31 protein-coding genes and 1 pseudogene are annotated in these 26634 nt (G+C 61.6%); 24 read left to right on the plus strand and 8 right to left on the minus strand.

The genetic code is table 11. From position 1 onward, the window contains the following. Nucleotides 1-41 precede the first annotated feature (41 nt). Nucleotides 42-366: pseudogene (locus AMK05_RS22270) on the minus strand (type II toxin-antitoxin system RelE/ParE family toxin). Beyond that, the gene (locus AMK05_RS22275; protein WP_064841490.1) at nt 366-647 is read right to left on the minus strand and encodes a type II toxin-antitoxin system Phd/YefM family antitoxin; all 282 of its coding nucleotides are present in this window, start codon (nt 645-647) and stop codon (nt 366-368) included. The pseudogene AMK05_RS22270 and the gene AMK05_RS22275 overlap by 1 nt, the downstream one beginning before the upstream one ends. A gap of 220 nt (nt 648-867) precedes the next feature. Between AMK05_RS22275 and AMK05_RS22280 the strand changes: the two genes are divergently transcribed. The 10 genes from AMK05_RS22280 to AMK05_RS22325 all read left to right on the plus strand — a co-directional run bounded on the left by AMK05_RS22280 (nt 868) and on the right by AMK05_RS22325 (nt 11611). Beyond that, a complete protein-coding gene (locus AMK05_RS22280; protein ID WP_064841491.1) occupies nt 868-1860 on the plus strand; it encodes an LLM class flavin-dependent oxidoreductase in 993 nt (330 codons plus the stop codon). Nucleotides 1861-1883: 23 nt separating this feature from the next. Further along, nucleotides 1884-3233, plus strand: a complete 1350-nt coding sequence (locus AMK05_RS22285) for an LLM class flavin-dependent oxidoreductase (RefSeq protein ID WP_064841492.1) — start codon at nt 1884-1886, stop codon at nt 3231-3233. 17 nt (nt 3234-3250) lie between these two features. Continuing rightward, nucleotides 3251-4450 carry a M20 aminoacylase family protein gene (locus AMK05_RS22290; RefSeq protein ID WP_064841493.1) on the plus strand — a complete coding sequence of 400 codons (1200 nt, stop codon included), beginning with the start codon at nt 3251-3253 and terminating at the stop codon, nt 4448-4450. Then, on the plus strand, nt 4447-5004 hold the full coding sequence (locus AMK05_RS22295) for a GNAT family N-acetyltransferase (RefSeq protein ID WP_064841494.1): 558 nt from the start codon (nt 4447-4449) through the stop codon (nt 5002-5004). Before AMK05_RS22290 ends, AMK05_RS22295 begins: the two co-directional genes overlap by 4 nt. A 38-nt stretch (nt 5005-5042) precedes the next feature. Then, the gene (locus tag AMK05_RS36050; protein ID WP_064841495.1) at nt 5043-6821 is read left to right on the plus strand and encodes an amino acid ABC transporter permease/ATP-binding protein; all 1779 of its coding nucleotides are present in this window, start codon (nt 5043-5045) and stop codon (nt 6819-6821) included. Nucleotides 6822-6913: 92 nt separating this feature from the next. Further along, the gene (locus tag AMK05_RS22305) at nt 6914-7858 is read left to right on the plus strand and encodes an ABC transporter substrate-binding protein (RefSeq protein ID WP_064841496.1); all 945 of its coding nucleotides are present in this window, start codon (nt 6914-6916) and stop codon (nt 7856-7858) included. Nucleotides 7859-7920: 62 nt separating this feature from the next. Beyond that, entirely contained in the window at nt 7921-8856 is a 936-nt protein-coding gene (locus AMK05_RS22310; protein ID WP_064841497.1) for an ABC transporter substrate-binding protein, read from the plus strand. Nucleotides 8857-8873: 17 nt separating this feature from the next. Then, nucleotides 8874-9908, plus strand: coding sequence for an LLM class flavin-dependent oxidoreductase (locus AMK05_RS22315; protein ID WP_064841498.1), 1035 nt, complete (start codon nt 8874-8876; stop codon nt 9906-9908). Nucleotides 9909-9973: 65 nt separating this feature from the next. Next, nucleotides 9974-10570, plus strand: coding sequence for a 2-hydroxychromene-2-carboxylate isomerase (locus tag AMK05_RS22320; protein ID WP_064841499.1), 597 nt, complete (start codon nt 9974-9976; stop codon nt 10568-10570). 120 nt (nt 10571-10690) lie between these two features. Further along, complete coding sequence (locus AMK05_RS22325) at nt 10691-11611, plus strand: fatty acid desaturase (RefSeq protein ID WP_064841500.1); 921 nt, start codon at nt 10691-10693, stop codon at nt 11609-11611. 120 nt (nt 11612-11731) lie between these two features. Here AMK05_RS22325 and AMK05_RS36235 read toward each other — a convergent pair whose 3' ends face one another. The 3 genes from AMK05_RS36235 to AMK05_RS22340 form a co-directional block, all read right to left on the minus strand. Next, nucleotides 11732-12175 carry a hypothetical protein gene (locus AMK05_RS36235; RefSeq protein ID WP_442966266.1) on the minus strand — a complete coding sequence of 148 codons (444 nt, stop codon included), beginning with the start codon at nt 12173-12175 and terminating at the stop codon, nt 11732-11734. Between the two features lie 69 nt (nt 12176-12244). Next, on the minus strand, nt 12245-12865 hold the full coding sequence (locus AMK05_RS22335; protein WP_064841501.1) for a helix-turn-helix domain-containing protein: 621 nt from the start codon (nt 12863-12865) through the stop codon (nt 12245-12247). Beyond that, nucleotides 12855-13040: a hypothetical protein gene (locus tag AMK05_RS22340; protein WP_064841502.1), complete on the minus strand. Its 186-nt coding sequence runs from the start codon at nt 13038-13040 to the stop codon at nt 12855-12857. The genes AMK05_RS22335 and AMK05_RS22340 overlap by 11 nt, the downstream gene beginning before the upstream one ends. 332 nt (nt 13041-13372) lie before the next feature. Here AMK05_RS22340 and msuE point away from each other — a divergent pair, with 332 nt between their 5' ends. Genes msuE through AMK05_RS22365 form a run of 7 tightly spaced genes read left to right on the plus strand, consistent with a single transcriptional unit; the run spans nt 13373 to nt 16184 of the window. Next, nucleotides 13373-13933 (plus strand): FMN reductase, encoded by a 561-nt coding sequence (msuE, locus tag AMK05_RS22345; protein WP_064841503.1) that lies wholly within the window; start codon nt 13373-13375, stop codon nt 13931-13933. A gap of 10 nt (nt 13934-13943) precedes the next feature. Beyond that, a complete protein-coding gene (locus AMK05_RS22350) occupies nt 13944-14144 on the plus strand; it encodes a hypothetical protein (protein WP_064841504.1) in 201 nt (66 codons plus the stop codon). A 26-nt stretch (nt 14145-14170) separates the two neighbouring features. After that, the gene (locus AMK05_RS35325) at nt 14171-14347 is read left to right on the plus strand and encodes a hypothetical protein (protein ID WP_171899841.1); all 177 of its coding nucleotides are present in this window, start codon (nt 14171-14173) and stop codon (nt 14345-14347) included. Between the two features lie 12 nt (nt 14348-14359). Further along, nucleotides 14360-14512, plus strand: a complete 153-nt coding sequence (locus tag AMK05_RS35330) for a hypothetical protein (protein WP_171899842.1) — start codon at nt 14360-14362, stop codon at nt 14510-14512. Continuing rightward, complete coding sequence (locus tag AMK05_RS22355) at nt 14509-15090, plus strand: RBBP9/YdeN family alpha/beta hydrolase (protein ID WP_064841505.1); 582 nt, start codon at nt 14509-14511, stop codon at nt 15088-15090. The genes AMK05_RS35330 and AMK05_RS22355 overlap by 4 nt, the downstream gene beginning before the upstream one ends. An 11-nt stretch (nt 15091-15101) precedes the next feature. Continuing rightward, on the plus strand, nt 15102-15410 hold the full coding sequence (locus AMK05_RS22360; RefSeq protein WP_064841506.1) for a hypothetical protein: 309 nt from the start codon (nt 15102-15104) through the stop codon (nt 15408-15410). Nucleotides 15411-15467: 57 nt separating this feature from the next. After that, complete coding sequence (locus AMK05_RS22365; RefSeq protein ID WP_442966267.1) at nt 15468-16184, plus strand: gamma-glutamylcyclotransferase; 717 nt, start codon at nt 15468-15470, stop codon at nt 16182-16184. 58 nt (nt 16185-16242) lie between these two features. Here the strand turns inward: AMK05_RS22365 and AMK05_RS22370 are convergent, their stop codons facing one another. From AMK05_RS22370 to tauA, 3 genes are read right to left on the minus strand one after another with little or no spacing between them, the layout of a single operon-like run. After that, nucleotides 16243-17097 carry an ABC transporter permease subunit gene (locus AMK05_RS22370; protein WP_064841508.1) on the minus strand — a complete coding sequence of 285 codons (855 nt, stop codon included), beginning with the start codon at nt 17095-17097 and terminating at the stop codon, nt 16243-16245. After that, nucleotides 17094-17882, minus strand: coding sequence for a taurine ABC transporter ATP-binding protein (locus tag AMK05_RS22375; RefSeq protein ID WP_064841760.1), 789 nt, complete (start codon nt 17880-17882; stop codon nt 17094-17096). The genes AMK05_RS22370 and AMK05_RS22375 overlap by 4 nt, the downstream gene beginning before the upstream one ends. A 57-nt stretch (nt 17883-17939) precedes the next feature. After that, complete coding sequence (gene tauA, locus AMK05_RS22380) at nt 17940-18953, minus strand: taurine ABC transporter substrate-binding protein (RefSeq protein ID WP_064841509.1); 1014 nt, start codon at nt 18951-18953, stop codon at nt 17940-17942. 201 nt (nt 18954-19154) lie between these two features. Between tauA and AMK05_RS22385 the strand changes: the two genes are divergently transcribed. The 7 genes from AMK05_RS22385 to AMK05_RS22415 all read left to right on the plus strand — a co-directional run bounded on the left by AMK05_RS22385 (nt 19155) and on the right by AMK05_RS22415 (nt 26630). Continuing rightward, nucleotides 19155-20525 carry an FAD/NAD(P)-binding protein gene (locus AMK05_RS22385; protein WP_064841510.1) on the plus strand — a complete coding sequence of 457 codons (1371 nt, stop codon included), beginning with the start codon at nt 19155-19157 and terminating at the stop codon, nt 20523-20525. Nucleotides 20526-20670: 145 nt separating this feature from the next. Further along, the gene (locus tag AMK05_RS22390; protein ID WP_064841511.1) at nt 20671-21366 is read left to right on the plus strand and encodes a GntR family transcriptional regulator; all 696 of its coding nucleotides are present in this window, start codon (nt 20671-20673) and stop codon (nt 21364-21366) included. Between the two features lie 365 nt (nt 21367-21731). Next, nucleotides 21732-22334: an amino acid synthesis family protein gene (locus tag AMK05_RS22395; RefSeq protein ID WP_064841512.1), complete on the plus strand. Its 603-nt coding sequence runs from the start codon at nt 21732-21734 to the stop codon at nt 22332-22334. 13 nt (nt 22335-22347) lie between these two features. Beyond that, nucleotides 22348-23193 carry an alpha/beta fold hydrolase gene (locus AMK05_RS22400; protein WP_064841513.1) on the plus strand — a complete coding sequence of 282 codons (846 nt, stop codon included), beginning with the start codon at nt 22348-22350 and terminating at the stop codon, nt 23191-23193. Then, complete coding sequence (locus AMK05_RS22405) at nt 23190-24125, plus strand: flavin reductase family protein (protein WP_064841514.1); 936 nt, start codon at nt 23190-23192, stop codon at nt 24123-24125. The genes AMK05_RS22400 and AMK05_RS22405 overlap by 4 nt, the downstream gene beginning before the upstream one ends. Then, entirely contained in the window at nt 24122-25162 is a 1041-nt protein-coding gene (locus AMK05_RS22410; RefSeq protein ID WP_064841515.1) for an LLM class flavin-dependent oxidoreductase, read from the plus strand. Before AMK05_RS22405 ends, AMK05_RS22410 begins: the two co-directional genes overlap by 4 nt. Nucleotides 25163-25166: 4 nt before the next feature. Then, nucleotides 25167-26630 (plus strand): aldehyde dehydrogenase, encoded by a 1464-nt coding sequence (locus tag AMK05_RS22415; RefSeq protein ID WP_064841516.1) that lies wholly within the window; start codon nt 25167-25169, stop codon nt 26628-26630. The last annotated feature ends 4 nt before the right edge of the window (nt 26631-26634 follow it).

The following is a 26634-nucleotide window of genomic DNA, read 5'->3' on the forward strand; positions in this document are numbered from 1 at the left end:
GGTTCGAGGGTTGTGCGACCGCTGAAGTCGATATGCCCGGGTCAGCGGATCAGCCTTCGCTCCAGGAAGGTCTGCATGTCATGGCGCCCGTCTACGACACAGTAGACGGGCGCCGTCGCTGCCGATGATGCGATAGATCATGCGCCAGGGCTTATGGTGCCGTTCGCGATATTCGGTGAGTCCGATAGCGGTGAGCTCTTTCGGGATATTTCCCCTGGCCGGGAATTCTTCGAGATCGGCGCAGGCACTCTCGATTTCCGTCAGGATGCGCTCAGCCGTCTCGATGCCGTCGCGGCCGGCGATGAAACGGTAGAGATCTTCGATGTCGCGTTCCGCTTCCTCGGCGAAACGAACACGATAAGGCATCAGGATTGGCTGTTGGACAAACGCTTGCGAATGCGCGCGAAGGTCTCGGCAGCGGGGCGCAGCTTGCCTTCCTCGACTTGCCGATTGGTCAGCGCCAGCACCTTCAGGAGCGCCAAGGTCTCCTGTGTCTCTTCATATTGGCCGACATCCTGCAAAATGGCTTTCGCTTCGCCGTGAAGGGTAATGACAACCGGCTGCGGATTGTCTTTCAGTGTCCGGATGATCTCGGGCGCATGCGTTTTGAGATAGCTGATCGGCTTGACTTGATCTGACAGCCTCATGCTGTTGCTCCTTTTCGACCAAAATATAGATCATCAAATGGTCGATTGAAAGACGCCTTTTGCACGGCGGCGGCCCGACCCGAGCCTCCGATTTTCCATTTCAGGCACCACCGCTTTTTTTCACGCAACCTCCGCGAAAGAGAAAGCCATTTCTTATAACGAAGTTTGTCTACTGATTTTATAGATTATACTTTGCAACCAGCGATCGGATCGTGATGTCATGACCTATCTCCTCAGCCTTCTCGACAAAAGCCCGATCGAACAGGGTTTCACCGCCGCGGATGCGTTGCGGGCAACGGTCAAGATTGCCGCGCGCGCCGAGGAACTCGGTTATCACCGCTTCTGGGTGGCCGAGCATCATAACATGTCCAATCTGGCAAGCTCCGCGCCGGAGGTGCTGATCGCCTATCTCCTCGCCAGAACCTCGAAGATCCGTATCGGCTCCGGCGGCGTCATGCTGCAGCATTACAGCGCCTATAAGGTTGCCGAGACGTTCAATTTGCTGGCATCGCTTGCGCCCGGCCGTGTCGATCTCGGTGTCGGCAAGGCGCCGGGCGGTTTTCCGCTGTCGACGCGCGCCCTGCAGCTTGCCGTCGATCCGTCCAGGAAGCCGGATTTTGCAAGCCAGCTTTCCGATCTCAACACCTATCTTGCTGCCAATCCGAACTATGACGGTGCGCAGGCAACCCCTTTCCCGCCGACGGCGCCCGATCGTTTCCTGCTCGGCGCCAGCGTCGAAAGCGCCGAACTGGCGGCCGAGAAGGGCTGGGAACTGGTCTTTGCCGGTCACCTGAACGGCGATCCCGACAATCTGCGCAGGACCTTCGAGGCTTATGAGCGGGCGTCCGGCGGCAAGCGGCCGATCCTGGCGCTCGCAGCTTTTGCCGCCGAAAGCGATGACTATGCCCGCGAGAGGATCGGCAATCTGCGCATCGTCAAGCTGTTCCTGCCGAATGGCCAGACCGCCAATGTCGGCAGCGAGGAGCAGGCGGCCGAATTTGCCCGCCAGGCCGGCGTCACCGATTACCGCATCGAGGAGAAGGTGCCGAGCGTACTGCACGGCACGGCAAAGCAGATCCGCAAGGAATTGGACGAGCTTCACCGCCGCTACGGCGTCAAGGAATTCGTGCTCGACACGCCGGCGCTGTCGGTCGCCGAGCGCCTTGCCTCCATCGAGTTGCTCGCCGAAGAGCGGCTTTCCCTCGTCGCCTGACCGTTTTCAAGGAGATCGATCCCATGCCTCAGAAACACGTCACGTTCGGCATCATGCTGCAGGGTCCCGGCGGTCACATGAATGCCTGGAAGCATCCAAGCGGACCGGTGGATGCCAGCGTCAATTTCGACTTCTTCGTCAAGACGGCGCGGAAGGCAGAGGCCGCCGGCATCGCCTTCGCCTTCGTAGCCGACGGGCTCTATATCAACGAGCAGTCGATCCCGCATTTCCTCAACCGCTTCGAGCCGATCGCCATTCTTTCGGCGCTGGCGGCCTCGACCTCGAAAATCGGCCTCGTCGGTACGGTCTCGACCTCCTACAGCGATCCCTTCACCATCGCCCGTCAGTTTGCTTCGGTAGATCTTATCAGCGGCGGCAGGGCAGGGTGGAATGCGGTGACCTCGCCGCTTGAAGGCTCCGGGCGCAACTACAGTCGCCAACATCCCGAGCACGAGCTGCGCTACGAGATCGCCGAAGACTATATCGATGCGATTAAAGGCTTGTGGGATTCCTGGGATGACGACGCCTTCGTGCGCGATCGCGAAACCGGCGTCTATGCCGACAAGACCAGGATGCACCGCCTTAACCACAAGGGCCGCTTCTTCCGCATCGAGGGGCCGCTCAACATTGGCCGTTCGAAGCAGGGGCAACCGGTGATCTTCCAGGCCGGCGCCTCGGACTCCGGCATCAGACTCGCCGGCAAACATGCCGATGCCGTCTTCACCAATGGCGGCCCGTTCGAGGAAGCCCAGGCCTTCTATCGGCAGCTGAAGGACAGCGTCGTCGCCCATGGACGCCCGGCAGCCGAAGCCGGCATTTACCCCGGCATCGGCCCGATCGTCGGGAAGACGGCCGAGGAAGCGGAAGCCAAATATCAGGCGATCCGCAATCTCGTCACCATCGAGGAAGCGCTCGCCTATCTCGGCCGCTTCTTCGATCATCACGATTTCAGCATCTATCCGCTCGACGAGGCCTTCCCGGATCTTGGCGATATCGGCAAGAACAGCTTCCGGGCAACCACCGACCGCATCAAGCGCACGGCACGCGAAAAAGGGCTGACGCTGCGCGAAACCGCGCTCGACGTCGCCACACCCCGCACGGCCTTCATCGGTACGGCGGAACATATCGCCGACGAGATCATCCGCTGGGTGGATCATGGCGCCGCCGACGGCTTCATCCTCGGTTTTCCCGTCATCGCCGAAGGCTTCGATGACTTCGCCGAATACGTCCTGCCGATCCTGACCGAGCGCGGCTATTTCGATCCGGTCCTGAAGGGCGAGACGCTGCGCGATCATCTGGGCCTGCCCTTCCGGGAAAGCCGCTATGCGGCCGGCGCCGATCAGCTCGAGCAGGGAAGGGCTGTCGGCGCCTGAGGCGCCGGCGAACCGCCATGGACACTATCGCTCGGAACCCGCGCAGCAACGATCCGGTCGAGAAGGGCATCGCCGCCTATCTCGACGAGATCATCGCACTTCGCCACGATCTGCACCAATATCCCGAGCTTGCCTTCCAGGAGCTCAGGACCAGCAAGCTCGTGGCCTCCCGCCTGTCCTCCTGGGGCTACGAGGTGACGACGGGCATTGCCGGCACCGGCATCGTCGCCACCTTGAGACGCGGCGAAGGCAGGAAACGGATCGGTATTCGCGCCGATATGGATGGGCTGCCGATCGAGGAAGCGACCGGTCTTGCCTATGCGAGCAGCAATCCGGGCGTCATGCACGCCTGTGGTCATGACGGCCATACCTCGATCCTGCTGGCGGCTGCGCGCTATCTCGCAGAGAGCGGCAATTTCAGCGGCACGTTGAGGCTGATCTTTCAGCCCGCCGAGGAAATTGGTGCGGGCGCCCGCAAGATGATCTCGGAAGGCCTGTTCGAACGGTTTCCCGTCGATGCGGTCTTCGGCCTGCACAACTGGCCGGGTGTGCCGGCGGGCCAGTTCGGTTTTGTCGCCGGCCCGGCCATGGCCTCGGTCGATCAGGCGGTCGTCAAGATTGTCGGCAAGGGCGGCCACGGCGCCGAGCCGCACCGCGCCGTCGATCCGGTGCTGGCGTCCGCATCCTTCATCACCGCCCTGCAAAGTGTCGTCTCTCGCAATGTCGATCCGCAAGACATGGCGGTCGCCACTGTCGGCTCGATCCATGCCGGCTCCGCCTCGAATGTCATCCCCGAGAGTGTGGAGATGAAGCTGACCATGCGGGCCTTCAGCGAGACGGTGCGTCAGCTGCTGCAGGAGCGCATTCCAGCCCTTGCCCGCGCCCAGGCCGAAAGCTTCGGCGCGGTGGCGGAGGTGAATTACCGGCTCGGTTTTCCGGCGCTGGTCAACCACGCCAAGGAAACCGCATTTGCCCGGGATGTCGCCTATGATGCGCTTGGTCTTGCGGCGATCGAAAAGGATTTCCGGCCGCGCACCGCGAGCGAGGATTTTGCCTTCATGCTGCAGGCCAATCCCGGCAGCTATCTCTTCGTCGGCAATGGCGACAGCGCGCCTCTGCACAGCGCCCACTACGATTTCAACGACGCGATCATTGCACCGGCCGCCCGCTACTGGGTGCGGCTCGCCGAAACCTTCCTCACGGATGACAATGGGTGACGAACGATATGAGCGACACGTTTCTCTATACGAGCCCTCTCGACCCCCGCGCCAAGCCGCTGATCGATGAGTTGATCCATGAATATGACAGCCGCTACGGCACCTATTTCAATGCCGAAGGTGCTGCGGCAGAGCTCAACCGCTATCCTCCCGAAGCCTTTGCGCCGCCTCACGGCAATTTTCTGCTGCTGCTCCGCAATGGCGAAACCATCGGCGGCGGCGCCTTCAAACATTATGACGAGCGCACCGCCGAATTCAAACGCATCTGGACGCGTTCCGACCTGCGCCGCCAGGGTCTTGCCCGCAAGGTGCTGGTGGAGCTGGAGGCCCAGGCCGGCCGTCAGGGTTATAGCCGCATTTACCTGACGACCGGTTTCCGCCAGCCCGAGGCCGTCGGCCTCTATCTGAATGACGGCTATACGGCTCTCTTCGACACATCAGCCGATCCCGAAATCTACAAGAGCCTGCCCTTCGAGAAGGACATCACCCATCTCGCGCAATCGGTTCTCGATGAGGCCGAACCACGCCTGCGCGTGGCCGGCGCAAATCACTGAAAACGGCAAAGACCGACAATCATAAAAGGGAAGCAAGAATGGCACTGACGACGGATTTCGCCGGCATCGCGCCCGGCAGCAGGACGGTGGAATCGAAGCCGGATCATTCCCGTTACCGCATCGTGCCGGCACGCCATCCCGGTCGTCTGGCCGGCACGATCTTCGCCGCCGTCGTCATCGTCGCCGTGCTCTATTCGACCTTCACCAATCCGCGCTGGGGTTGGAACGTCTTTGCCGAATGGTTCTTTGCCGAGCCGGTGCTCGTTGGCCTCGGCAGGACGTTGCTGCTGACCGCGCTTGCCGCCGTTTCCGGTTCCATTCTCGGGACGGCCCTGGCGCTCGCCCGGGTCTCCAAGTCGCCGCTGCTGTCAGGCCTTTCCTGGGGTTATATCTGGCTGTTGCGCTCGATCCCGATGATCGTGCTGCTGCTGATCCTGAACAATCTCGGCTATCTCTACGAAACGATCAGGATCGGCATCCCCTTCACCAACACGGTCTTCATCGATTATCCCACGGTGCAGTTGCTGACGCCGTTTGCCGCCGCCTTCCTCGGCCTGACACTCAACCAGTCGGCCTTCTTCGCCGAGATCGTCCGCGGCGGTATCCTTTCGGTGGATCATGGCCAGCTGGAGGCCGCCGCCGCCCTCGGCCTGCCGCGCCGGCGCCAGGCTTTCCGCATCGTGCTGCCGCAGGCGATGCGCTCGATCCTGCCGACCGGTTTCAACGAACTCATCGGATTGGCGAAAAGCACGTCCATGGTCTATGTGCTGGCGCTGCCGGAACTGTTCTACACGGTGCAGGTGATCTACCGCCGCAATCTCGAAGTCATTCCGCTGCTGATGGTCGCCACCGTTTGGTACCTGATCATCATGACGGTGCTGTCGGTCGCCCAGCATTATATCGAGCGCTATTTCTCCAAGGGCGCCGTGCGCAATCCGACGCCGCTGCCCTTTCAGGCATTCTTCGAGCGTTTCCGTCGCTCGCTTCCTGCCTTCGATACGACGGTCGAGCCCGTGCGCAAGATCGGCTTCCGGGATGCGGCCTCACTGCGGGCTACGGGCGGGGCGGTGCGCGTGCAAACGATCTCGAAGAGTTTCGGCTCGCTGAAGGTGCTCGACAAGGTCGAGCTCAGCCTGCCCTCGGGCAGCGTGACCGCCATCCTTGGTCCGTCCGGCTCCGGTAAATCGACGCTTCTGCGCGCGATCAACCATCTGGAGCGTGTCGATGAGGGTTTCATCTCCGTCGACGGCGATTTCGTCGGCTACAGCAGGAAGGGCGACACGCTCTACGAGCTCAAGGAAAAAGAGATCCTCAAGCGCCGCGCCGATATCGGCATGGTCTTCCAGAGCTTCAATCTGTTCCCGCATCTGACCGTGCTCGAAAATCTCATCGAGGCGCCGATCCAGGTTCGTGGGCTCGGCCGCGAGGAAGCCGTGCAACTGGCGCAGGAGCTGTTGGCCCGTATCGGCCTCAGCGACAAGATCAATGCCTATCCGCGCCAGCTCTCCGGCGGCCAGCAGCAGCGTGTGGCGATCGCCCGGGCCTTAGCGCTCCGTCCCAAGGTGCTGCTCTTCGACGAGCCGACCTCTGCACTTGATCCGGAGCTTGTCGGCGAAGTGCTGGACCTCATCAAGGACCTCGCCCGCACCGGCACGACGCTCGTCATCGTCACCCATGAGGTCGGCTTTGCCCGCGAAGTCGCCGACACGGTCGTCTTCATGGAAAGCGGCCGTATTCTGGAGGTTGGTCCGCCGGCCCGGATTTTCACACAGGCGGAGCATCCCCGAACCCGCGAATTCCTTGCCAAGGTTCTCTAGCGCCGATCGGCGCTGGTGAAATGCCGGGCCGCGACGGGCTGCTCCGGTCGAACGACAATAACCACAACCCGAAGATGAAATGGAGAAGGGGCATGGCATTTGCAGATAGAGTAAGGCTTCTCATAGCGGGAGCCGTCACCATCGGCGCAATCGGTTTCGGTTCCGCTCAGGCGCAGCAGAAATTCGATCTCAGCCCCGAACAGCCGAACCGGCTGCGGGTGGAAAAGAACGAGAAACGCATCGCTGAAATCAAGGACTTCAAGTTCGTCGAAAACGGCGCCTTCACCGTCGGCATCAGCTCAAGCGGCAATCTGCCGCTGCATGACTATGCCTCCGATTCCAAGACAGTCATCGGTTACGACGTCGATCTGGCGCAGGCCATTGCCGACAGCCTCGGCCTGAAGCTCAACCTCGTCTCCGTCGCCTGGGCCGATTGGCCGCTGGGGCTGACCTCCGGCAAATTCGACGCGGTGATCTCGAACGTGACCGTCACGGAAGAGCGCAAGGAGAAGTTCGATTTCTCGACCTACCGCAAGGATGAACTTGGTTTCTACGTCAAGGCCGAAAGCCCGATCGCAGCGCTCAAGCAGCCGAAGGATATTGCCGGCCTGAAGGTCATCACCGATGCCGGCACCAACCAGGAGAAGATCCTGCTGGAATGGGACCGCGAGAATGTCGCCGCCGGCTTGAAGCCGATCGAGGTGCAATATTATGACGACGACGCGGTCAAGGATCTCGCCGTGCAGTCCGGCAGAGCCGACGCCGTCTTCAGTGTCAATGCGACGCAGGCCTATTCGGCAGGGATAAACGGCAAGACCAAGCTCGTCGGCACTGTCAGCGGCGGCTGGCCGATCACCGCCGAGATTGCGGTCACCACCCGCAAGGGCAGCGGTCTGGCGGCTCCCCTGACCGACGTCGTCAACGACCTGATCGCCAGCGGCGCCTATAAGAAGATCCTCGATACGTGGAATCTCGGTCCGGAGGCGATCGACAAGGCGCAGACCAACCCGCCCGGCCTGCCGAAGAGCGGCTCCTGATCCTATCCGGCCGGCAGTATGCTGCCGGCCATTCCTGCCTGACATTTCGGAGATTGAAGACGATGATTGCCTTTCCGGCATTGCGGACCCTGCTGATCGCCGCCATGGCGTCCGGCCTTTCCTTCGGCGCAACCCGTGCGGCCGACGATTTCGACCTGAGCCCGCAGCAGCCGGGCAGGCTGCATGCCGCCAAAAACGATGCGGCGATCGCGGCGATCCCCAAGGGATTCAAGTTCGTCACGCCAGGCAAGTTCACCATCGCCGTCAGTCCGGGCGGGCCGCCGCTTTCCACCTATGCCACCGACGCCAAGACCGTGGTCGGGGCGGATCCCGATTATGCCTGTGCCATCGCCGACAGTCTCGGCCTGACGCTGGAGATCGTGCCCGTCGCCTGGATCGACTGGCCGCTCGGCCTGGCCTCGGGCAAGTATGATGCCGTCATTTCCAATGTCGGGGTCACCGAGCAGCGCAAGGAGAAGTTCGATTTCTCCACCTACCGTCAGGGCCTGCACGGCATCTTCGTGAAGTCCGACAGCCCGGTCACCTCGATCAAACAGCCGAAGGATGCGGCGGGTCTGAGGATCATCGTCGGGGCTGGAACCAATCAGGAGCGCATCCTGGTGAAGTGGAGCGACGAGGATGTCGCCGCGGGCCTGAAACCGATCGAGCTGCAATATTACGACGACGAGGCGGCAAGCCTCCTCGCGCTGCAGTCGGGCAGGGCCGATGTCATCGTCCAGCCGCATGCGCAGCTGGTCTTCATCGCTGCGCGCGACAAGAACATCAAGCGCGTCGGCACGCTCAGCGCCGGCTGGCCTGATCGTTCCGACGTTGCGATCGCCACCCGCAAGGGAGGAGGGCTTGCCGATGCGCTGACCGTCGCCACCAACGGCCTGATCAAGGACGGCACCTACGGCAAAATCCTCGACCACTGGCACCTTTCCGAGGAGGCCTTGCCGGCATCCGAGACCAATCCGCCCGGCCTGCCGAAATACTGATCTGCAGAAGGCGTGACATGAGCAGCGGCATTATATCCATCAGCCATATCGGTTTCCTCACCCCCGGCAACTATCGCGACGACGATCCCCTGTCAGGATTGGAGCAGACGCTCCAGCAACTGCAATATGGCGAAGAGCTGGGTTTCGACAGCGCCTGGGTCCGCCAGCGGCACGTGGAGCCCGGGATTTCTTCCGCGAGCGCCTTTCTGGCGGCGGCGACGCAACGGACCAGCCGGATCCAGCTCGGAACGGCGGTCATTCCGATCGGCTATGAAAACCCCTACCGGCTGGCCGAAGACCTCGCCACGGTCGATGTCCTCTCACGCGGACGGCTGAATATCGGCGTCAGCGCCGGCCGGCCGCCGCATGCCGAGTTGATTGCCCCGCTCGCCTTCGACGGCGACTGGACGCGCTACGATTTCTCGCATGACCGCGTGCTGCGCTTCGCCGACAATCTGCGCGGTGCCTATCTCGGCGACGATGAGACCTTGATCAAGACGCCCTTCGGCCCGCAGCGGCCGCGGCTGCAACCTTATGCCAAAGGCCTGATCGATCGGATCTGGTATGGCGGCGGGTCTCAGCGCTCGGCCGAGTGGGCCGGGCGCAACGGCTTCAATCTCCTGACCGGCAACGTGATAACGGGGGAGGGGACCGACGACTTCTTCGTCGCCCAATCCAGGTTGATCGAAACCTACCGTGGCGCCGGACCTCAGCGCCGCGTCGCGCTCGGCCGCGTCATCGTGCCTTTCGACAGCGCCGATGCGGCGACACGCCGCCGCTATCGCGATTATGCCGCTGGCCGCCATCAGCGGACGCTTTCGCCCCAGGGCGAGCGGCGGACCCTGTTTGCCCGCGATATCGTCGGCACGTCGGAGGAGATCTTGGAGCAGCTTTTTTCCGATCCGATCCTGCCTGAGGTCGGCGAGCTGCGGCTGGAGCTTCCTTACGAGTTCGAGCACGAGGAATACCGTCAGATCCTGCACGACTTCGTGACAAGGATCGCGCCGCAGCTCGGATGGAAAGCGCAGCCCGAAATTCGGGGCGCTTCCTGAGGCAGGCCGCGCCGGTCAAGCCCTCATTCGACGTCAGAACAATCATTCACGAGGAACAATCACCAGTGACGAGAACGGTAGAATACTTCTTTTCGATTGGATCGCCCTGGTCCTACATCGGTTTCGACGCCTTCATCGAACTGGCGGCGAAGAACGACGTCGTCGTCGCGCCCTATCTGACGACGGTGGTCGAGGAAAATGGCGGGATCTTCTCGCGCAACCGGCCCGAAATCCGGCGTGCTTACTGGACGCGGGACCTCAAACGCTGGGCGCGCGTGCGGGGCAAGGAATTGCGGCTCGAACATCGCCCTGAGCTCACCGATCCGACGCCGGCCTCCCTCTTCGTCATTGCCGCCTATCTCGACGGACAGGACTGGATCGGTGTCGCCCGAACCCTGCAGCATGCCTTCTGGGCCGAGGCGAGGGATATCGGCAAGCCCGACGTCCGTGAGGCGATTGTTACCGCCGCAGGCTTTGATGGTGCAGCACTGCTCCGGCGGCAAGCCGATGAGGATGTCCAGAACAAATGGTCGGCAGACCGCACGCATGCGCGCGACAGCGGTGTCTTCGGCTTCCCCACCTATGTCCATGACGGCGAGATTTACTGGGGACAGGACAATCTGCCTTTCCTGGAGCGCCATCTTGGCGGCGACAGGCCTTAAGCCGAGTGGCACCTCGGTTGAGACGGATTTTTCCAAATAAGTCTATAAAATAGATAGACATAATTCCTTGCCTTTGACGCCGTTCGCTAGATTGCTGTGATTGAAGGGGAAATCGCACGCATGCTCGACAGGACATCTGAGGACGCCACCATTCCGCCGCATCCGACGGAATGGCCGACCGTTATTCTCGCGATCGTCATCCATGGCGGGTTTCTGGCGCTGACCTGGTGGTGGCAATCATTGCCGACGATCGTGGTCGTGATCGTCGGAGGCTGGCTGATTGCCTGGCACGGGTCGCTTCAGCATGAGGTCATTCACGGCCATCCGACAGGAAGACGGTGGGTGAACGATGTGATCGGATCGGTGCCCCTGTCGCTGTGGCTGCCTTACCCGATCTACAGGGAAAGCCATCTGGAGCACCATCGAGACGAATATCTGACCGACCCGATCGAAGATCCGGAATCCTCCTACGTCACCCGGGCCGCCTGGGAGCGGCTCGGCCCTGCAGGCAGGCTGCTGGCGCGGTGGAACACGACCCTTTTCGGCCGGTTGACGATCGGCCCTGCCGTGATGCTCCTGAGTTTCCTCGGGCAGGAATGGCGGCTGGTGTGGGCGAACGAGCCGGGAAGACAGCGGATATGGGCGGTCCATAGCATCGGTGTCTCCCTCGTCCTTTTCTGGGTGACGGTCATCTCAGGCATGCCGCTATGGCTCTATCTCTTCGCCTTCGTCTATATCGGTGCGGCAATGACGCGGCTTAGATCCTATGCCGAGCACCGATATGCGGAAAGCCATGAGGAGCGCACCGCCATCGTCGAAAACAGCCATCTCTTCGGCCTGCTGTTTCTCTACAACAATCTGCATGTTCTCCACCATCGCCGTCCCGGCATCTCCTGGTATCGTCTGTCCACCGTCTATCGCCACAATCGCGAGATGCTGGTCCGTTCGAACGGCGGGCTCGTCTATGACGGTTATTGGGATGTCGCACGCCGGTTTTTCCTGAAGCCGCACGACGATCCGACGCATCCCCGTCATTCGTGACGGCGGCGACAGCCGCGCCTGCAGGTCACTGGCTCGGAGCCAGCGGCGTCCGACCTGCTATAGCGGAGGAAATTCCGTTATCCTGACGGTTTTGCACATTCCCATCGAAACCGTTCCATTCTATTGGAGGAAAAGATAAGGGAAGATTTTTTTACATTGTTTGCTTCGATTGGTTCTTTTATCTCCTGTTTCATCAAAACGCGAAACGCGCAGCATTGATCGGAGAAAGACGATGAACCCCGCCATGAACATGATGCCGATGATGAACAACATGATGCCCGCCATGATGAACCCGATGATGGGTGGTGGAATGATGCCGATGATGGGCGGCATGCCCATGATGAACGGCGCGATGATGCCGATGATGGCCTCTATGCCGATGATGATGATGATGATGGGCTCGATGAAGTGCAGCATGACGGCCGACGGCATGGTCTGCGAAATGAAGCCGATGGAAGGCATGGACAAGGACATGTTCATGGAATGCTGCAAGCGCATGATGTCGATGATGTCGGGCGGCATGCCGATGATGATGATGTGCGGCGGCATGATGATGTGCTGCACGATGGCCGCCTGAGCCTTTCACATCCCGAAAGAGACGACAAAGCCTCCGGAGACGGAGGCTTTCTTGCATCAGACCCTGATGTCCTCAAGATAGGTCGTCACGAGGTAGAGGATCGCCTCCGTGCCTGTCATGTTTCGATAGACGTGGGGAACGTCCGCCTCGAAGACGATGGCATCGCCTTCACCCAGGATATGCAGCGGCTGTTTGCCGGCGATGATTTCGACGGTGCCTTGAGCAACGACCAGATTTTCGACCGTTCCATGCTGATGGGCGTCGGCGTTTTCGGTATGGTGCGGAGCGATCCGGAGCTCGTAGAATTCCACCTTCCTCTCGCCCTCGAAGGGAAAGAGTGCGCGTGTCTGGAAGCGCCCCTCGGAAGACGCGAGGATTTTCGATCGTGCCCTCGGCACGGCAATGATCGGAGTTTCGCCGCGTTCGGCGATCAACGCGGCGCAGGGAATGCCGAGAGCAAGCGCGATCTTCGACAGGATGCTTAACGTCGGGCTGCTCTTGCCCGTTTCGATCTGGCCGAGCATCGCCCGGCTGACGCCGGCGATCTTTGCCAGCCTGTCCAGGGAATAGCCGCGGCGGGTGCGGATACGCCGCAAGTTCTGTCCCGTCTGAACCGTAATCTCGTCGGCGGCATCCTTCGCTTCGACGTCGGAACGAAGCGCTTGATCAGACGCCATGTCCCGCAATGCCCATTGCCATGACCGGAACGAAGCCCCAATAGGGCACCCACATCAGAACCGGCTGCATCGCAAACGATACCGACGCGGCAACCTTCGCCGCGTCAGGCGCATGCTTGCTACGCGCTTGCCGGTAAGCCTGAAGGTCGATGACATCAGCCGTTTGCATTGGCATGAAAAGCTCCCGCTAAAATCTATAAGAAAGCTATATTTTCTCCGGCGGAAAAGGCAGGGCGCGTCATCCAATCGTCCGGCCGAACCGGAAATCTTATACCAAAAATACGCGGGCTTACGGCAAAGCCATTTGTCGCCGGATTTCATACGCCCAAAGACGTCTGCCATCCGGAGACCAAGCCCGCAACTGGGCGATTGACGATCGCCGCAGCCTATGCGTGCGGACGCTGAGATGAATGTTTTTTTCAACCGAGTGCGGAAGGAGAGACACACATTCCTTTAATCCAGTAATTTTATAGACAATATTTGAAGCAACCATAGAGAGGAAAAACCATGTCAGGTTTCAAACTCGTCGGCATAGCTGGCAGCTTCAACCGTCCATCGAAGACATTGGCGCTGGTCCGCCACGTCGCCGAACGCGCAAGCATCCGATACGGATTTACGAGCAAGACCTACGATTTGCACGATGTCGGTCCGTCGCTGGGCAGCGCCTTGTGGCGCAAGGACCTCGACGACCAGGCCCGGCGTGTCGTCGACGAGATCGTGGGCGCCGACGTGCTGGTGGTCGGTTCGCCGACCTACAAGGGATCCTATCCCGGCCATTTCAAGCATCTCATCGATCTGATCGACCCGCAGGAACTGCGGGCGAAGCCGATCATCATTACGGCAACGGGCGGCGGCGATCGGCATGCGCTGATGGTCGAGCATCAGCTTCGGCCGCTGTTCGGTTTTTTCATGGCGCACACGCTGCCGACGGCCGTTTATGCGTCCGATCGCGATTTCACGGACTACGCGGTCTCATCCGATCAGCTTTCGAACCGCATCAGCGAAGTGGTCGGCGAATTGGCGGCCTTCTTTCCCGGAGCAGGCCCGGCAATAGCGGCGGCCGAATAGGAACATCGCCATGGTTCTATCTCAGGACACAACGGCAGACGGTGCGGAAGGCTCGGGGCGGCCGGGCGAACAATTGTGGAGCGTCTTCGAATTCGCGCGACGATATCGCCTCGCCAAACGGGAAGAGAACCGCTTGCTGATGCTTTACGGCCCGACCGCATCGCTTCGCGATCTCCTTGCCAATGCCCGACGTCATTGCCTGATTTCCTAACCATCGCTTCCTGACAGGAGGTTCGCATGAAGCTTGATTTCTATTTCCGGCTGAAACGCGCGATCGGCCGTTTTCTCGATCCGAAAAGCCCGGCTGGGCTGCAGCCTGTAAACGGACGGCTTCTCCGCGACGAAGAGCGGGACCGGTCGGCGCGCGAATACGAACTCCATTATTGGGGCGCGATGCCCGGACTTTGGTATTGAGGAGGATGCGGGATGGCGATCGTCGTTGAGACCGGCTTCCGCCGGCACAAAACGAAAAGAGCGACGGCAAGCGTCATGTCGCAGTTCAGGCATGCGGCCGGGTTCTGCACGGTCGTCGGTTCCTTCACCTTCCTGTTCGCGCTGGTGATCGGGCTGATCCAATGAGCGACGTCCTCATTCTTCCCGGATTGTTCGGCTCGGGAGAGGGGCATTGGCAGCAGCACTGGCTGCAGGATCAACCGGGCAGCCGTTATGTTGTCCAGGACGATTGGAGCCATCCTGACCTCGACAGCTGGCTGCCGCGCCTGGAAAGCGCGCTCGAAGAGGCCGGTGAGGCCTATCTGGTTGCCCATAGTCTCGGATGCCTGCTCGCCGCCCGGCTGGCCGGGCGAAGTGTTGCCCGTCGGGTGAAGGGAGCATTGCTCGTTGCTCCCTGCGATCTGCCGGCCACGGACATTCTGCATCCCGGGCACATCTCGTTCGGCGGCATGCCGACGGCGCCTCTGCCATTTCCGAGCATCGTCGTCGGCAGCATGAACGATGCCTACATGACGGTCGATCGGCTGACCTTGTTTGGTCGCCTGTGGAAGGCCGAGACCAGGAATATCGGCCTTGCCGGCCACATCAATATCGCCAGCGGTTTTGGCCGCTGGCGAACCGGCTACCGGCTGCTGGACGCCTTGAAGATGCGCGCCGGCGATCGAAGGCGCAACGTTTTCGCGCGGCCGGCTTTCGCGATGTGAATGGAAGCCGAATGTCCGATATCATCGACGATCTCCTGCGCCTCAGCGATGATCCGAATGCCGACCCGAGGAGCCGGCGCCGGCAAACCATGGAGCGTTTGGTAGAGACGCTGCTTGCCATGGCAGATGCCGAAATTGGGCCGGACGAAGTGCAACATCGCCATTCGATCATCCATCTGACGACAATCATCCGCGACATGACGGGCAGGATCGCCGAGGCCGACGATACGACATTTGCGGCGATCGTCAGGGAGGCCGCGATGCTGATCTGCAGCCTTCAGCGGCGCCGGGCCGACGCGGCCAGATTTACGGTGCATTGAAACGTGACCGGCATCATCGAGTATAAGCAGCCCGGGATGCGGCGAAGCGAGGTTCGGATGCTCGGCGCAACCAGCATGGCTCTTACGGACGAGCTCGTGTCGCTCAGCCTTCGCCCCGAGCTCGATCCCGGCCCCGAGCCGCACCGGATACCGCTGACCGAGATGGAGACGGAGATGTTCGCCAGGCGGCTGCTCCAGGAATCCGACGGCGCGCCGCTCTGGGTCTTCGCCTATGGATCATTGATATGGAAGCCGGACTTCGATGCCGTCGAGTGGCAGCGCGGCGCAGCAAGGGGTTGGCATCGGTCCTTCTGCCTGAAGATGACCCGCTGGCGGGGAAGCCGGGCGCAGCCCGGCCTCATGATGGCGCTTGATCGCGGCGGACGCTGCAACGGCATCCTCTACAGGCTTGCCGATGACGATCGCCTCGGCCAAATTCGGCGGTTGATCCGCCGTGAGGTCGGCACGATCGACGATGCGGCGACGGTTCGCTGGATTTCTGTCGAGACCGCACATGGCTTGGTGCGCGCCCTGGTCTTTTGGGCCGGCCCGAAGGGGGAGCGCGTTTCCCGCAGATTGCCGTTGGAGACGGTGGCGCGCGTGCTTGCCAGGGCCTGCGGACATATGGGCTCCTGCGCCGAATATCTCTATCTGACGGTGAAGCATCTGGAAGAACGCGGCATCCACGATCGCAATTTATGGCGCCTCCAGGAGCTCGTCGCCGCCGAACTCCAATCGATCCATGGTCTGAACGAGGTTACGCAAAGACGTTAAGCGCCGCGCGTCTTTTCAGACCCGCGGCGCTTTGACGTTTTGAATTACCTGCATTCCCTCAGAGCTTGCCTTTCCAAGGCACAAGGTAGGTCTCCAGGAAACGGATGGCGGCCGAGAAGGTGAAGGCGCAGACCGCGATGATGCCGATGCCGACGAAGACGACGTCGGTTGCCAGGAACTGCGATGCCGACATGATCATGAAGCCGATCCCGCGCGTCGAGGCGATCAATTCGGCGGCGACCAGCGTGCCCCAGCCGACGCCGAGTGCAATGCGGATGCCGGTGAGGATCTCGGGCAGGGCGGAGGGCAGGACGATATCGATGAACAGCTGCAGCCGGCTCGCGCCGAGCGAACGGGCGGCATTGACGCGCTCGATCGGCAGCGATCGGACGCCTGCCTGGGCCGAGAGGCAGATCGGCGCGAACATCGCCAGCACCAGGAGCGTGATTTTCGACGTTTCGCCGATACCGAGCCAGATGATCATCAGCGGCAGGTAGGAGAGGGGCGGGAGCGGCCAGTAGAATTCGATCGGCGCATCGAACACCCCTTTGGCCCAGCGGTTCAGGCCCATGAGCAGTCCGAGCGGAATGCCGGCGGAGATGGCGATCAGCGCTGCGACGACGATGCGGAACAGGCTCGCAAGGATATGCTCGGAAAGCGATGCGCCGGCATAACCGTCGCGATAGACGAGGCCGATCTGCGTCAGCACCTCGTCCGGACGCGGCAGGAAAAGATGCGGCACGAGGCCGAGCGCGGAGACGAGCCACCACAGCAGCAGGATCGCCAAGGCGGTGGCAACACTGATCGCCACCGTGGATTTCTCGCCGGCGCCGAAACTTGCCATCTTCACCAGCTTGACCTGCCGGTCCGCTCTATGCGCCGCAATCGACGGAGACTGGACGATATCACTCATGCCGCACTCCTCAAATCTTCGCTGCTGTGGAGAATGGCGCGGATCTCCTCGCGCAGCTCGGCAAATTGCGGCGAGGCCTTGATCGATCGTGCATCGCCGGTCTCGGCGAAGCGTCTGATGAAATCTAGATCGAAGCGGGCGACGACGCGCCCCGGCCGAGGCGACATGACGAGGACCTGCGTACCGAGGAACAGGGCCTCCTCGATCGAGTGGGTAATGAAGAAAATCTTCTTTGCCGTCTTGTTCCAGACGGAAACCAGCAGTTCCTGCATCTGCTCGCGCGTCAGGCTGTCGAGCGCCCCGAACGGCTCGTCCATCAGCAGGATGTCGGGATTTGTAGCGAGCGCGCGGGCGATGCCGACCCGCTGGCGCATGCCGCCCGACAGCTCGTAGGGAAAGGCACTGGCGAATTCGTCGAGGCCGACGAGCCGGAGCAGCTCGAACGCGCGCACCTGTCGCTCCTTGCGGTTGACGCCGGCAAATTTCAGGCCGAGCGCGACATTGTCGGCTACCGATTTCCAGGGCAGCAGCGCATCTTTCTGAAAGACGACGCCGCGATCGGCGCCTGGGCGTTCGACCGCGCGGCCATCAAGCGTGATCCGGCCATCCGACAGTGGAAGGAAACCGGCAATCGCGTTGAGAAGGGTTGATTTGCCGCATCCCGAGGCGCCGAGCGCGACCACGAAACCCCGTTCGGGGATATCGAAGGAAACGCGATCGAGCGCATGGACGGTCCGCCCGTCCCGGGCTGCAAAGAAAACGCTGGCGTGATCGACTTTAAGCATGGTCCGCTCGCAAGGTTCGACGCCGGCGCGCAAGTGTTGCGCCGGCGTCGGGGAGGATCAGTTGCTGACGCTGGTAAGCGCGTCTGCGGTGACGAAGGCGCCGTAATTTGCCAGCACGTCGGACACCTTGCCTTGTTCTTTCAGGAACGATGCCGTGTCCTTGAGGATCTTGCCGGCACCCGCCTTTTCGCCACCGCCCAGCCAAGCCTCCGATGCCTGGACCTCGGGGGTGAGCAGCGTCAGGTTCTTCAGAGCCGAGGCCTGTTGCTCGGCCGTTCCGCCGAGAAGCTTGGCGAGCGACTTGGCGTTGTCGCTGTCGGGCCCCCAGGCGGCCTTATCCGACGCGAAGGAGGCGTAGTATTTGTTGATGACCGAGGCGAAGCCCTTCAGGAATTCCGGGTTCTCGGTGGCAAACGTCGAGGTGGCGACCCAGGCGGAGAATGTCGGCGCACCCTTGTCCGCCACGTCCTTGGAAGTCACCAGAACCTTTCCGTTCTTCTTGAGTTCGGTCAGCGCCGGATCCCAGACGAAGCCGCCGTCGATATCGCCGCGGTTATAGCTCGCCACGATCTCCGGCTGCGGGATTGCGAAGACCTGAACGTCCTTCTCGGTCAGGCCAAGCGATTTGATCAGCGCCAGGAGCTGATAATGGTCGGTGGAAACGGGTGCGGCGGCAAGCTTCTTGCCCTTCAGATCGTTCAGGCTTTCGATGCCCGAGCCGTTGCGGACGACGAGGGCCTCGTCGATGCCGGAGATGGAGGCAAGGTAGAAGGCCTTGACCTCGAGCCCGCGCGAGACCGCAGCCGCAAACGGGCTGGAGCCGACATAGCCGACCTGAACGTCGCCCGAGGCAATGGCCGCAAAGATTTCGGCGCCGGAATTGAATCTGCGGAAGTCGATGTCGTATCCCGTGTCCTTGGCGAATTCGCCGTTGGCGATCGCCACGGAAGACGGCAAGGCATCGGTTTGATAGCCGACGACGACCTTCTTGTCCGCCGCCTCGGCGACGATCGCTGTTGCAAGCGTGCCGACGCCCAAGGCAATCGCGGCAATCAGTTTTTTGAAATTCATCTTGAGCCCCTTTGTTCCCAGGGCCACCCGGCCCCTTGATCTCACCTTCAAAGGGTAATCGTCGAGAAGGGGCTGGCGGGAGGAATAACAAACTATATTTATAGACTATAGAGATAATTGTTTTCGTGATTCTGCCGCTTGAGTGATCCCGAGGCGGGTGAGCGACAAGAACCGGCATTACGGAGCTTCGGGGAGAATGTGTTGATATACGATGTGATCGTGGTCGGTTCCGGTTTTTCAGCGATCGCTGTGACCTGCAATCTCATCGAGCAGCTTCCCGCTACGGCGACGATCGCCGTCGTCGGCGACGATCCCGGTTTCGGGCGCGGGACCGCATATCGGACGGAGCTCTATCTCCATCGCCTCAATGTGCCGGCCGGCCGCATGAGCCTGCTGCCCCATCATCCCGACGATTTCGTCGATTGGCTGAAAACTCATGGACGCCAGCTGCAGGCGGGCGATTTCGCCTCGCGCAGCGATTACGGCCTCTATGTCAGGGATACGCTTGCGCGGCTGCTGCGCAAGCGGGATGGCCGCTGCCGGGTCGATTTCATCAAGGCCAAGGCGGCCGGATGTGTGGAGCGCTACACCAGCAGGCTCGCCTTCCACCTCGGCAATGGCGACGAGATCGCCGGGAAGAATGTGGTGCTTTGCCTTGGCGTCGGAAATGCCGACCTTCCGGTCGATCCGTCTGGCGTCCCGTCTTCGCTGCGATCGCGGATCGTCGAGAACCCGTGGCGGCTTTCCTGGCTGCGGCGTGTCGCGCCGTCCGATACGGTCTCTATCCTCGGCTCCGGCCTGACGATGATCGATCAGGTTCTGGCACTTCGCGCCCACGGCCACAGAGGCAGGATCGACGTGCTTTCGCGGCGCGGCCTGGCGCCGCTCGGCCATGCGAAGACGCCGCCGGCGCCTCTGCCGGTCGACGTTCACACACTTCCCGGCACGATCAGCGGTATCTTGAAGACCTTGCGGGAAAAGAGCAGGTCGGTCGCCGACTGGCGGGCCGTGATGGACGGCCTAAGGCCGGTCACGCAGGCTCTCTGGCAAAGGCTTTCGAACGAGGAGCGGGCGCGTTTCCTCAGGCATGCGCTTCCCTGGTGGAACATCCACCGCCACCGGGTCGCGCCCGAGGTGTTCGCCGGCTTCGAGAAACTGGTCGCGGACGGAACCGTTCGCTTTCACGCCGGATTCCTGAAATCGCTCGAGGCCAGGGAAGGCAGGCTCGTTGCCGGATATAGGGTCAGAGCCAAGCGTGAGATCGCCGAGATCAAGGCGGACTGGCTGGTCAACTGCACGGGCATGGAGCGCGCCGGGATCAGCCATTCGCCGCTTCTGAAGGAAATGAGCCGGTTTCAGTTGATCGTCCCCGATCCTCTCGGTCTTGGCATCCAGGTGGATGCGGCTTCCGAGGTGACGGCGCCATCTCGAATTTCGCCGGCCCGGCTGTTTGCCGTCGGCGCCTTGACGGCGGGTCAATTCTGGGAGATCACCGCCGTCCCCGACATCCGGCTGCAGGCGAAGGCCGTGGCCGAAGAGATCGTCCGGGCAAGGCCCAATTCCGGTGCATAGGCTGACAATCTCGGGATCGGCGCGCTGCTGTTGAATTGCCGGCCGCCGACAGCTACAGTATTTGGTAGGCCATAATACGATTCCTGAATTCGGCTGCCGCAGCAAAACTTGAGCCTGCGAAGTCAATCCAACACTGAGGTACAGTATGAGCGGTGCTCCGAAGGACGCAGCAATCAGGGTCGAGCGTCCTGCGAAAACCTTGCGGGAGCTAGCGCTCGACAAGGTCCGCGAGGCCATCGTCAACGGATATTTCCGTCCCGGAGACAGGCTTGTCGAGCGCGACCTCTGCGCCCAGCTCGGCGTCAGCCGGACGGTGGTGCGCGAGGTTCTGAGACATCTGGAATCGGAAGGGCTGGTCGCCAATCTGCCGAACAAGGGACCAATCGTCGCCCAGCTGGATATCGAGGAAGCCAAACAGATCTATGAGATCCGCGGTGCGCTCGAAGGCATGGCGGCACGGCTCTGCGCAGAGCGCGGCAGCCCCGAGATCGTCGCCGCGCTCGAGGAATCCCTGACCGCAATCCGCAACAGCTACCGCGATAGCGATATGGCCGGCGTGCTGGCCAATACCTCTTCCTTTTACCAGACGCTGTTCACCAAGGTCGACAGGCATGTCGCCTGGGGCGTCGTCAACCTCCTCACTGTGCGCATCAACCATCTGCGCTCGATGACGATCAAGACGGAACGGCGCGGTATCGAAGGGCCGCTGCAGATGTCGAAGATCGTCGATGCCATCCGCCGCGGCGACGGCGAGGGCGCCCAGCGCGCGGCGATGGATCATGTCGCGGCGGCGAGTGCCATTGCCGAGGCGGTGTTGTCCGCTCAGAAGCCTGCGGAATAATTCCTTAAAACTCGTCGTATGTAGACCGCCGACAAGGCGGTGTCGCATCGACATTTGTCGATGCCTCTGCGCATACGCAATCACGTTCCCCGAAACGTCTACACTCCGAGCTTGACACCCGTCTTTGCTCGATGTGATGGTATGCCATATTCAATAATATATAAGGCGGTATCATATGAACTGGGATTTGGCCTGCCGATCCGCTGCAAGGGTCCTGACAGCAGAATAAAAGTAACGCTTCCGAGCGTTTCGGGGACGGCCGGAAAATCGGAGATTTCAAGGGTCGACCAAGTCCTCGCAGAAACCAACTTGACACTCATATATTATGGTATACCATAATACCAAATAGAGAGACGAGGTGATCCATGGCCATTCAAATTCGCAAGACGGGACTGCAGATCGAAACGACGCTGATCGAAGGCGGCAAGGCCGCAGCGGTGCCGCTGAAGCTGTTTACCGCTTTCGCGGTCGTGAAGAATCCCTGGGCGGGCCGCGGCTTCGTCGAAGACCTCAAGCCTGAAATCCATGCGGGCGCTCCGGTTCTCGGTGAATTGCTGACCAAGATGATCATCGATGCGGTCGGGTCCGGCGATGCGGTCGAAGGCTATGGCAAGGCCGCCGTGGTCGGCCTGGACGGTGAGATCGAGCATGCCTCCGCGCTCATCCACACGCTGCGCTTCGGCAATTTTTATCGCCATGCCGTCGGCGCCAAATCCTATCTCGCCTTCTGCAATACGCGCGGTCCTGCCAATGCGCCGATCATGATCCCGCTGATGGACAAGAACGACGAAGGCCGCCGCTCGCATTACCTGACCATCCAGACCTCGATCCCCGACGCGCCGGCCGCCGACGAGATTGTCGTGGCTCTTGGCGCGTCGGTGGGGGGGCGTCCTCATCACCGCATCGGCGACCGCTACCAGGATCTGAAAGATCTTGGGCAGGACGTCGCCAATCCTGCGGGCGTTTGAAAGGGGCTCCGAGATGCTGACAGCCGGATCGATCTCAGGCGTCGCTGCAGCAAAGAGCGCCGCCGGTGGCTTGCCCCGCAAGAAGACGGCAAGCGGAACGGCCTATCACGAGGCCGGCAGCGGTGAGCCGCTGGTTCTCATTCATGGCGTCGGCATGCGGCTCGAAGCTTGGGCGCCGCAGATCACCTTTCTGTCGGCCGGCCATCGTGTCATCGCCGTCGACATGCCGGGACATGGCGAGAGCGCAAAATTGCCGGCGGGCAGCCGCCTCAATGAGTTTGTCGCCTGGTTCGGGCGTTTTCTCGACGAGATGGCAATCGATAGGGTGAATGTTGCCGGCCACTCCATGGGTGCGTTGGTATCCGGAGGAGCGGCGGCGACGTTCGGCGAACGGATCAGCCGTGTCGCGTACCTTAACGGCGTTTACAGGCGCGATCCGCAAGCAAAGGCTGCCGTGCTCGCACGGGCCGCGGCCATTCCGGTGACGGGTGTGGACAAGGAAGGTCCCTTGGCGCGCTGGTTCGGCGATGACGCAGACAGCGTTGTTGCGCGGGAATTGACGCGCAAATGGCTCAACCTCGTCGATCCGGAGGGTTATGCTGTCGCTTACGCCGCCTTCGCCGGCGGCGACGAGACCTATGCCGATCACTGGAAAAACGTGGCTGGGCCGGCCCTGTTCCTGACGGGGTCCGATGATCCGAATTCGACACCTCTGATGGCGCAGCAGATGGCGGCGCTTGCGCCGAAGGGCTGGGCCCGCATCGTCGAAGGCCATCGTCATATGGTGAACCTGACCGCGCCTGATATCGTCAATTCGCTGCTCGCCGAGTGGCTGTCGTTCGGGGAGGGTGAACGATGACAATCCAGACTGTCGACCCAAGGGCATTGCGAGATGCATTCGGCGCTTTTCCCACAGGCGTGACCGTCGTCACCGCCTGCGACGGAGATGGAAATCCGATCGGCTTCACCGCGAACTCCTTCACATCGGTCTCGCTCAATCCGCCCTTGCTCCTCGTCTGCCTTGCCAAGACGTCGCGCAATTTCGCCACCATGACCGGTACGCCGCATTTCGCGATCAACGTGCTGTCGGAAACGCAGAAGGACGTGTCGAACACCTTTGCGCGGCCGGTCGAAGACAGATTTGCGGCAGTCGAATGGGCCAAGGGATCGGCGGGCTGCCCGATCTTCTCGAATGTGGCCGCCTGGTTCGAATGCGCCATGGAAGAGGTCGTCGAGGCCGGCGACCATGTCATCCTGATGGGGCGTATCGAATCCTTCGACAATAGCGGCCGCAACGGTCTCGGCTATGCGCGCGGCGGCTATTTCACGCCGACGCTCGCAAGCAAGGCGGTTTCCGCGGCAAGCGAAGGCAATATCGAACTTGCAGCCGTCGTCGAGCGCCGCGGAGAAGTTCTTCTGCTCGGCGACGATGTGCTCTCCCTGCCGAGCGTCGACGCTCATGACGGCAACCCGACCGAGGCGCTGCAGGAATATCTGGAGACGCTCACCGGGCTGAAGGTCAGCATCGGCTTTCTCTATTCAGTCTATGAGGGCAAGAGCGATGGGAAGCAGCACATCGTCTATCACGCCGTTGCCGGAGACGGTGAGCCCGCCGGCGGCAGGTTCGTAAAACCTGACGCCCTGGCTGCGGCAAAATTCAAGACCAGCTCGACCGCCGATATCGTCAACCGCTTCGCGATGGAAAGCTCGATCGGCAATTTCGGCGTCTATTTCGGTGACGAGACCGGCGGCACCATTCATCCCATTCCAGCCAAGGGCGCAAAAGCATGAAGTTCTCCCTCTTCGTCCATATGGAACGGCTCGACGCCAACCAGAGCCATAAGAGCCTCTATGAGGAATTCGTCGCGCTCTGCGAGATCGCCGACAAAGGCGGCATGCATGCGATCTGGACGGGCGAACACCATGGCATGGATTTCACCATTGCCCCCAACCCCTTCGTGACCATTGCCGATCTCGCGCGCCGCACATCGCGGGCAAGGCTCGGGACGGGGACGGTGATCGCCCCCTTCTGGCATCCGATCAAGCTTGCCGGCGAAGCGGCGATGACCGACATCATCTGCGACGGAAGGCTCGACATCGGCATTGCCCGCGGCGCCTATTCCTTCGAATACGAGCGTCTGCTGCCCGGCCTCGACGCCTGGGGCGCCGGCCAGCGCATGCGCGAGCTCATCCCGGCGGTCAAGGGCATCTGGAAGGGCGACTATGCCCATGACGGCGAGTTCTTCAAGTTTCCTGCCACCACTTCTGCGCCGAAGCCGCTGCAGCAGCCGAACCCGCCGATCTGGGTCGCCGCGCGCGATCCGAACTCGCACGAATTTGCCGTCGCCAACGGCTGTAATGTTCAGGTGACGCCGCTCTGGCAGGGCGATGACGAGGTCCAGTCGCTGATGGACCGCTTCAACGATGCCTGCGCCAAGAACCCTGGTATCGAGCGGCCGAAGATCATGCTGCTGCGCCACACCTACGTCGGCTCGTCGGAAGAGGACGTCGCCCAGGCGGCCTATGAACTCAGCGTCTACTACAACTACTTCTTCGCCTGGTTCAAGAATGAGAAGCCGGTTACCCAAGGCCTGATCGAGCGGATCCCGGACGAGCAGATCCGCGCAAACGCGATGCTCTCGGACGAGGTCATGCGCACCAACAATGTCGTTGGTGACGTGCAGACCGTGATCGACCGGCTCAAGGCCTATGAAGCGCTCGGCTATGACGAATATTCTTTCTGGATCGACACCGGCATGAGTTTCGAGCGCAAGAAGGCGTCGCTTGAGCGCTTCATCACCGAGGTCATGCCGGCATTTCAGGAGTAAAGCCATGCGGCGTTTCCAGCACTATATCGACGGTGAATTCTCGGATGGCGAGGCTTCTTATCCGAGCATCGATCCGGCGACCGGCGCGGTCTGGGCTGAGATGCCCGAAGCCCGCGAAGCGGATGTCGATCGGGCAGTGAACGCTGCCGAACGGGCGCTTTATGAAGGCCCCTGGGCGAAGATGACGGCCACCCAACGCGGCAAGCTGCTTTACAAGCTCGCCGATCTCGTTGCCGCCAACGCGCCGATTCTGGCGGAACTGGAGACGCGCGACACCGGCAAGATCATCCGCGAGACCTCCGCGCAGATCGCCTATGTCGCCGAATATTATCGTTACTATGCCGGCATATCGGACAAGATCGAAGGCTCCTACCTGCCGATCGACAAGCCCGACATGGACGTCTGGCTTCGCCGCGAGCCGATCGGCGTCGTTGCGATGGTCGTGCCGTGGAACAGCCAGCTCTTCCTGTCGGCGGTGAAGATCGGCCCGGCGCTTGCGGCCGGCTGCACGATGGTGGTCAAGGCCTCGGAAGACGGTCCGGCGCCGCTGCTCGAATTTGCCCGCCTAGTGCATGAGGCAGGTTTTCCCGCCGGCGTCGTCAACATCATCACCGGTTTCGGCCCCTCCTGCGGTGCGGCGCTTGGCCGTCACCCGAAGGTCGCCCATGTCGCCTTCACCGGCGGCCCGGAAACCGCCCGGCACGTCGTGCGCAACTCGGCCGAAAACCTCGCCTCAACCTCGCTTGAACTCGGCGGCAAGTCGCCCTTCATCGTCTTTGCCGACGCCGACCTCGAAAGTGCCGCCAACGCCCAGGTCGCGGGCATTTTCGCGGCGACGGGGCAGAGCTGCGTTGCCGGCTCGCGCCTGATCGTCGAGCGCAACGTCAAGGATAGGTTTGTCGCGCTGCTGCGCGAGAAGGCGGAAGCGATCCGCATCGGCGCGCCGCTCGACATGGCGACCGAAGTCGGCCCGCTTGCTACCAAGCGCCAGCAGGACAATATCGGCGCTCTCGTCGAGAAGTCGATCGAAAGCGGCGCCCGGCTCGTCACCGGCGGGCGCAAGATCGATGGCGAAGGTTATTATTTCCCGCCGACGATCCTCGATTGCGACGATGTCGCTTCGCCCTCGCTCACCGAGGAGTTCTTCGGGCCAGTCCTCTCCGTCGTCTCCTTCGAGACCGAGGCTGAGGCGCTGCGGCTTGCCAACGACACCCGCTATGGCCTGGCCTCCGGCATCTTCACCCAGAACCTCACCCGGGCGCACCGGCTGATGAAGGGCATCCGTGCCGGCATCGTCTGGGTCAACACCTACCGCGCCGTCTCGCCGATCGCGCCTTTCGGCGGCTGCGGCCTGTCGGGCCACGGCAGGGAAGGCGGCATGGCCGCGGCGCTCGACTACACCCGCACCAAGACGATCTGGCTCCGAACCTCCGACGATCCGATCCCCGATCCTTTCGTGATGAGGTGACGCC

It is taken from the genome of Rhizobium sp. N324 (genome assembly GCF_001664485.1).
Taxonomy (GTDB): domain Bacteria; phylum Pseudomonadota; class Alphaproteobacteria; order Rhizobiales; family Rhizobiaceae; genus Rhizobium.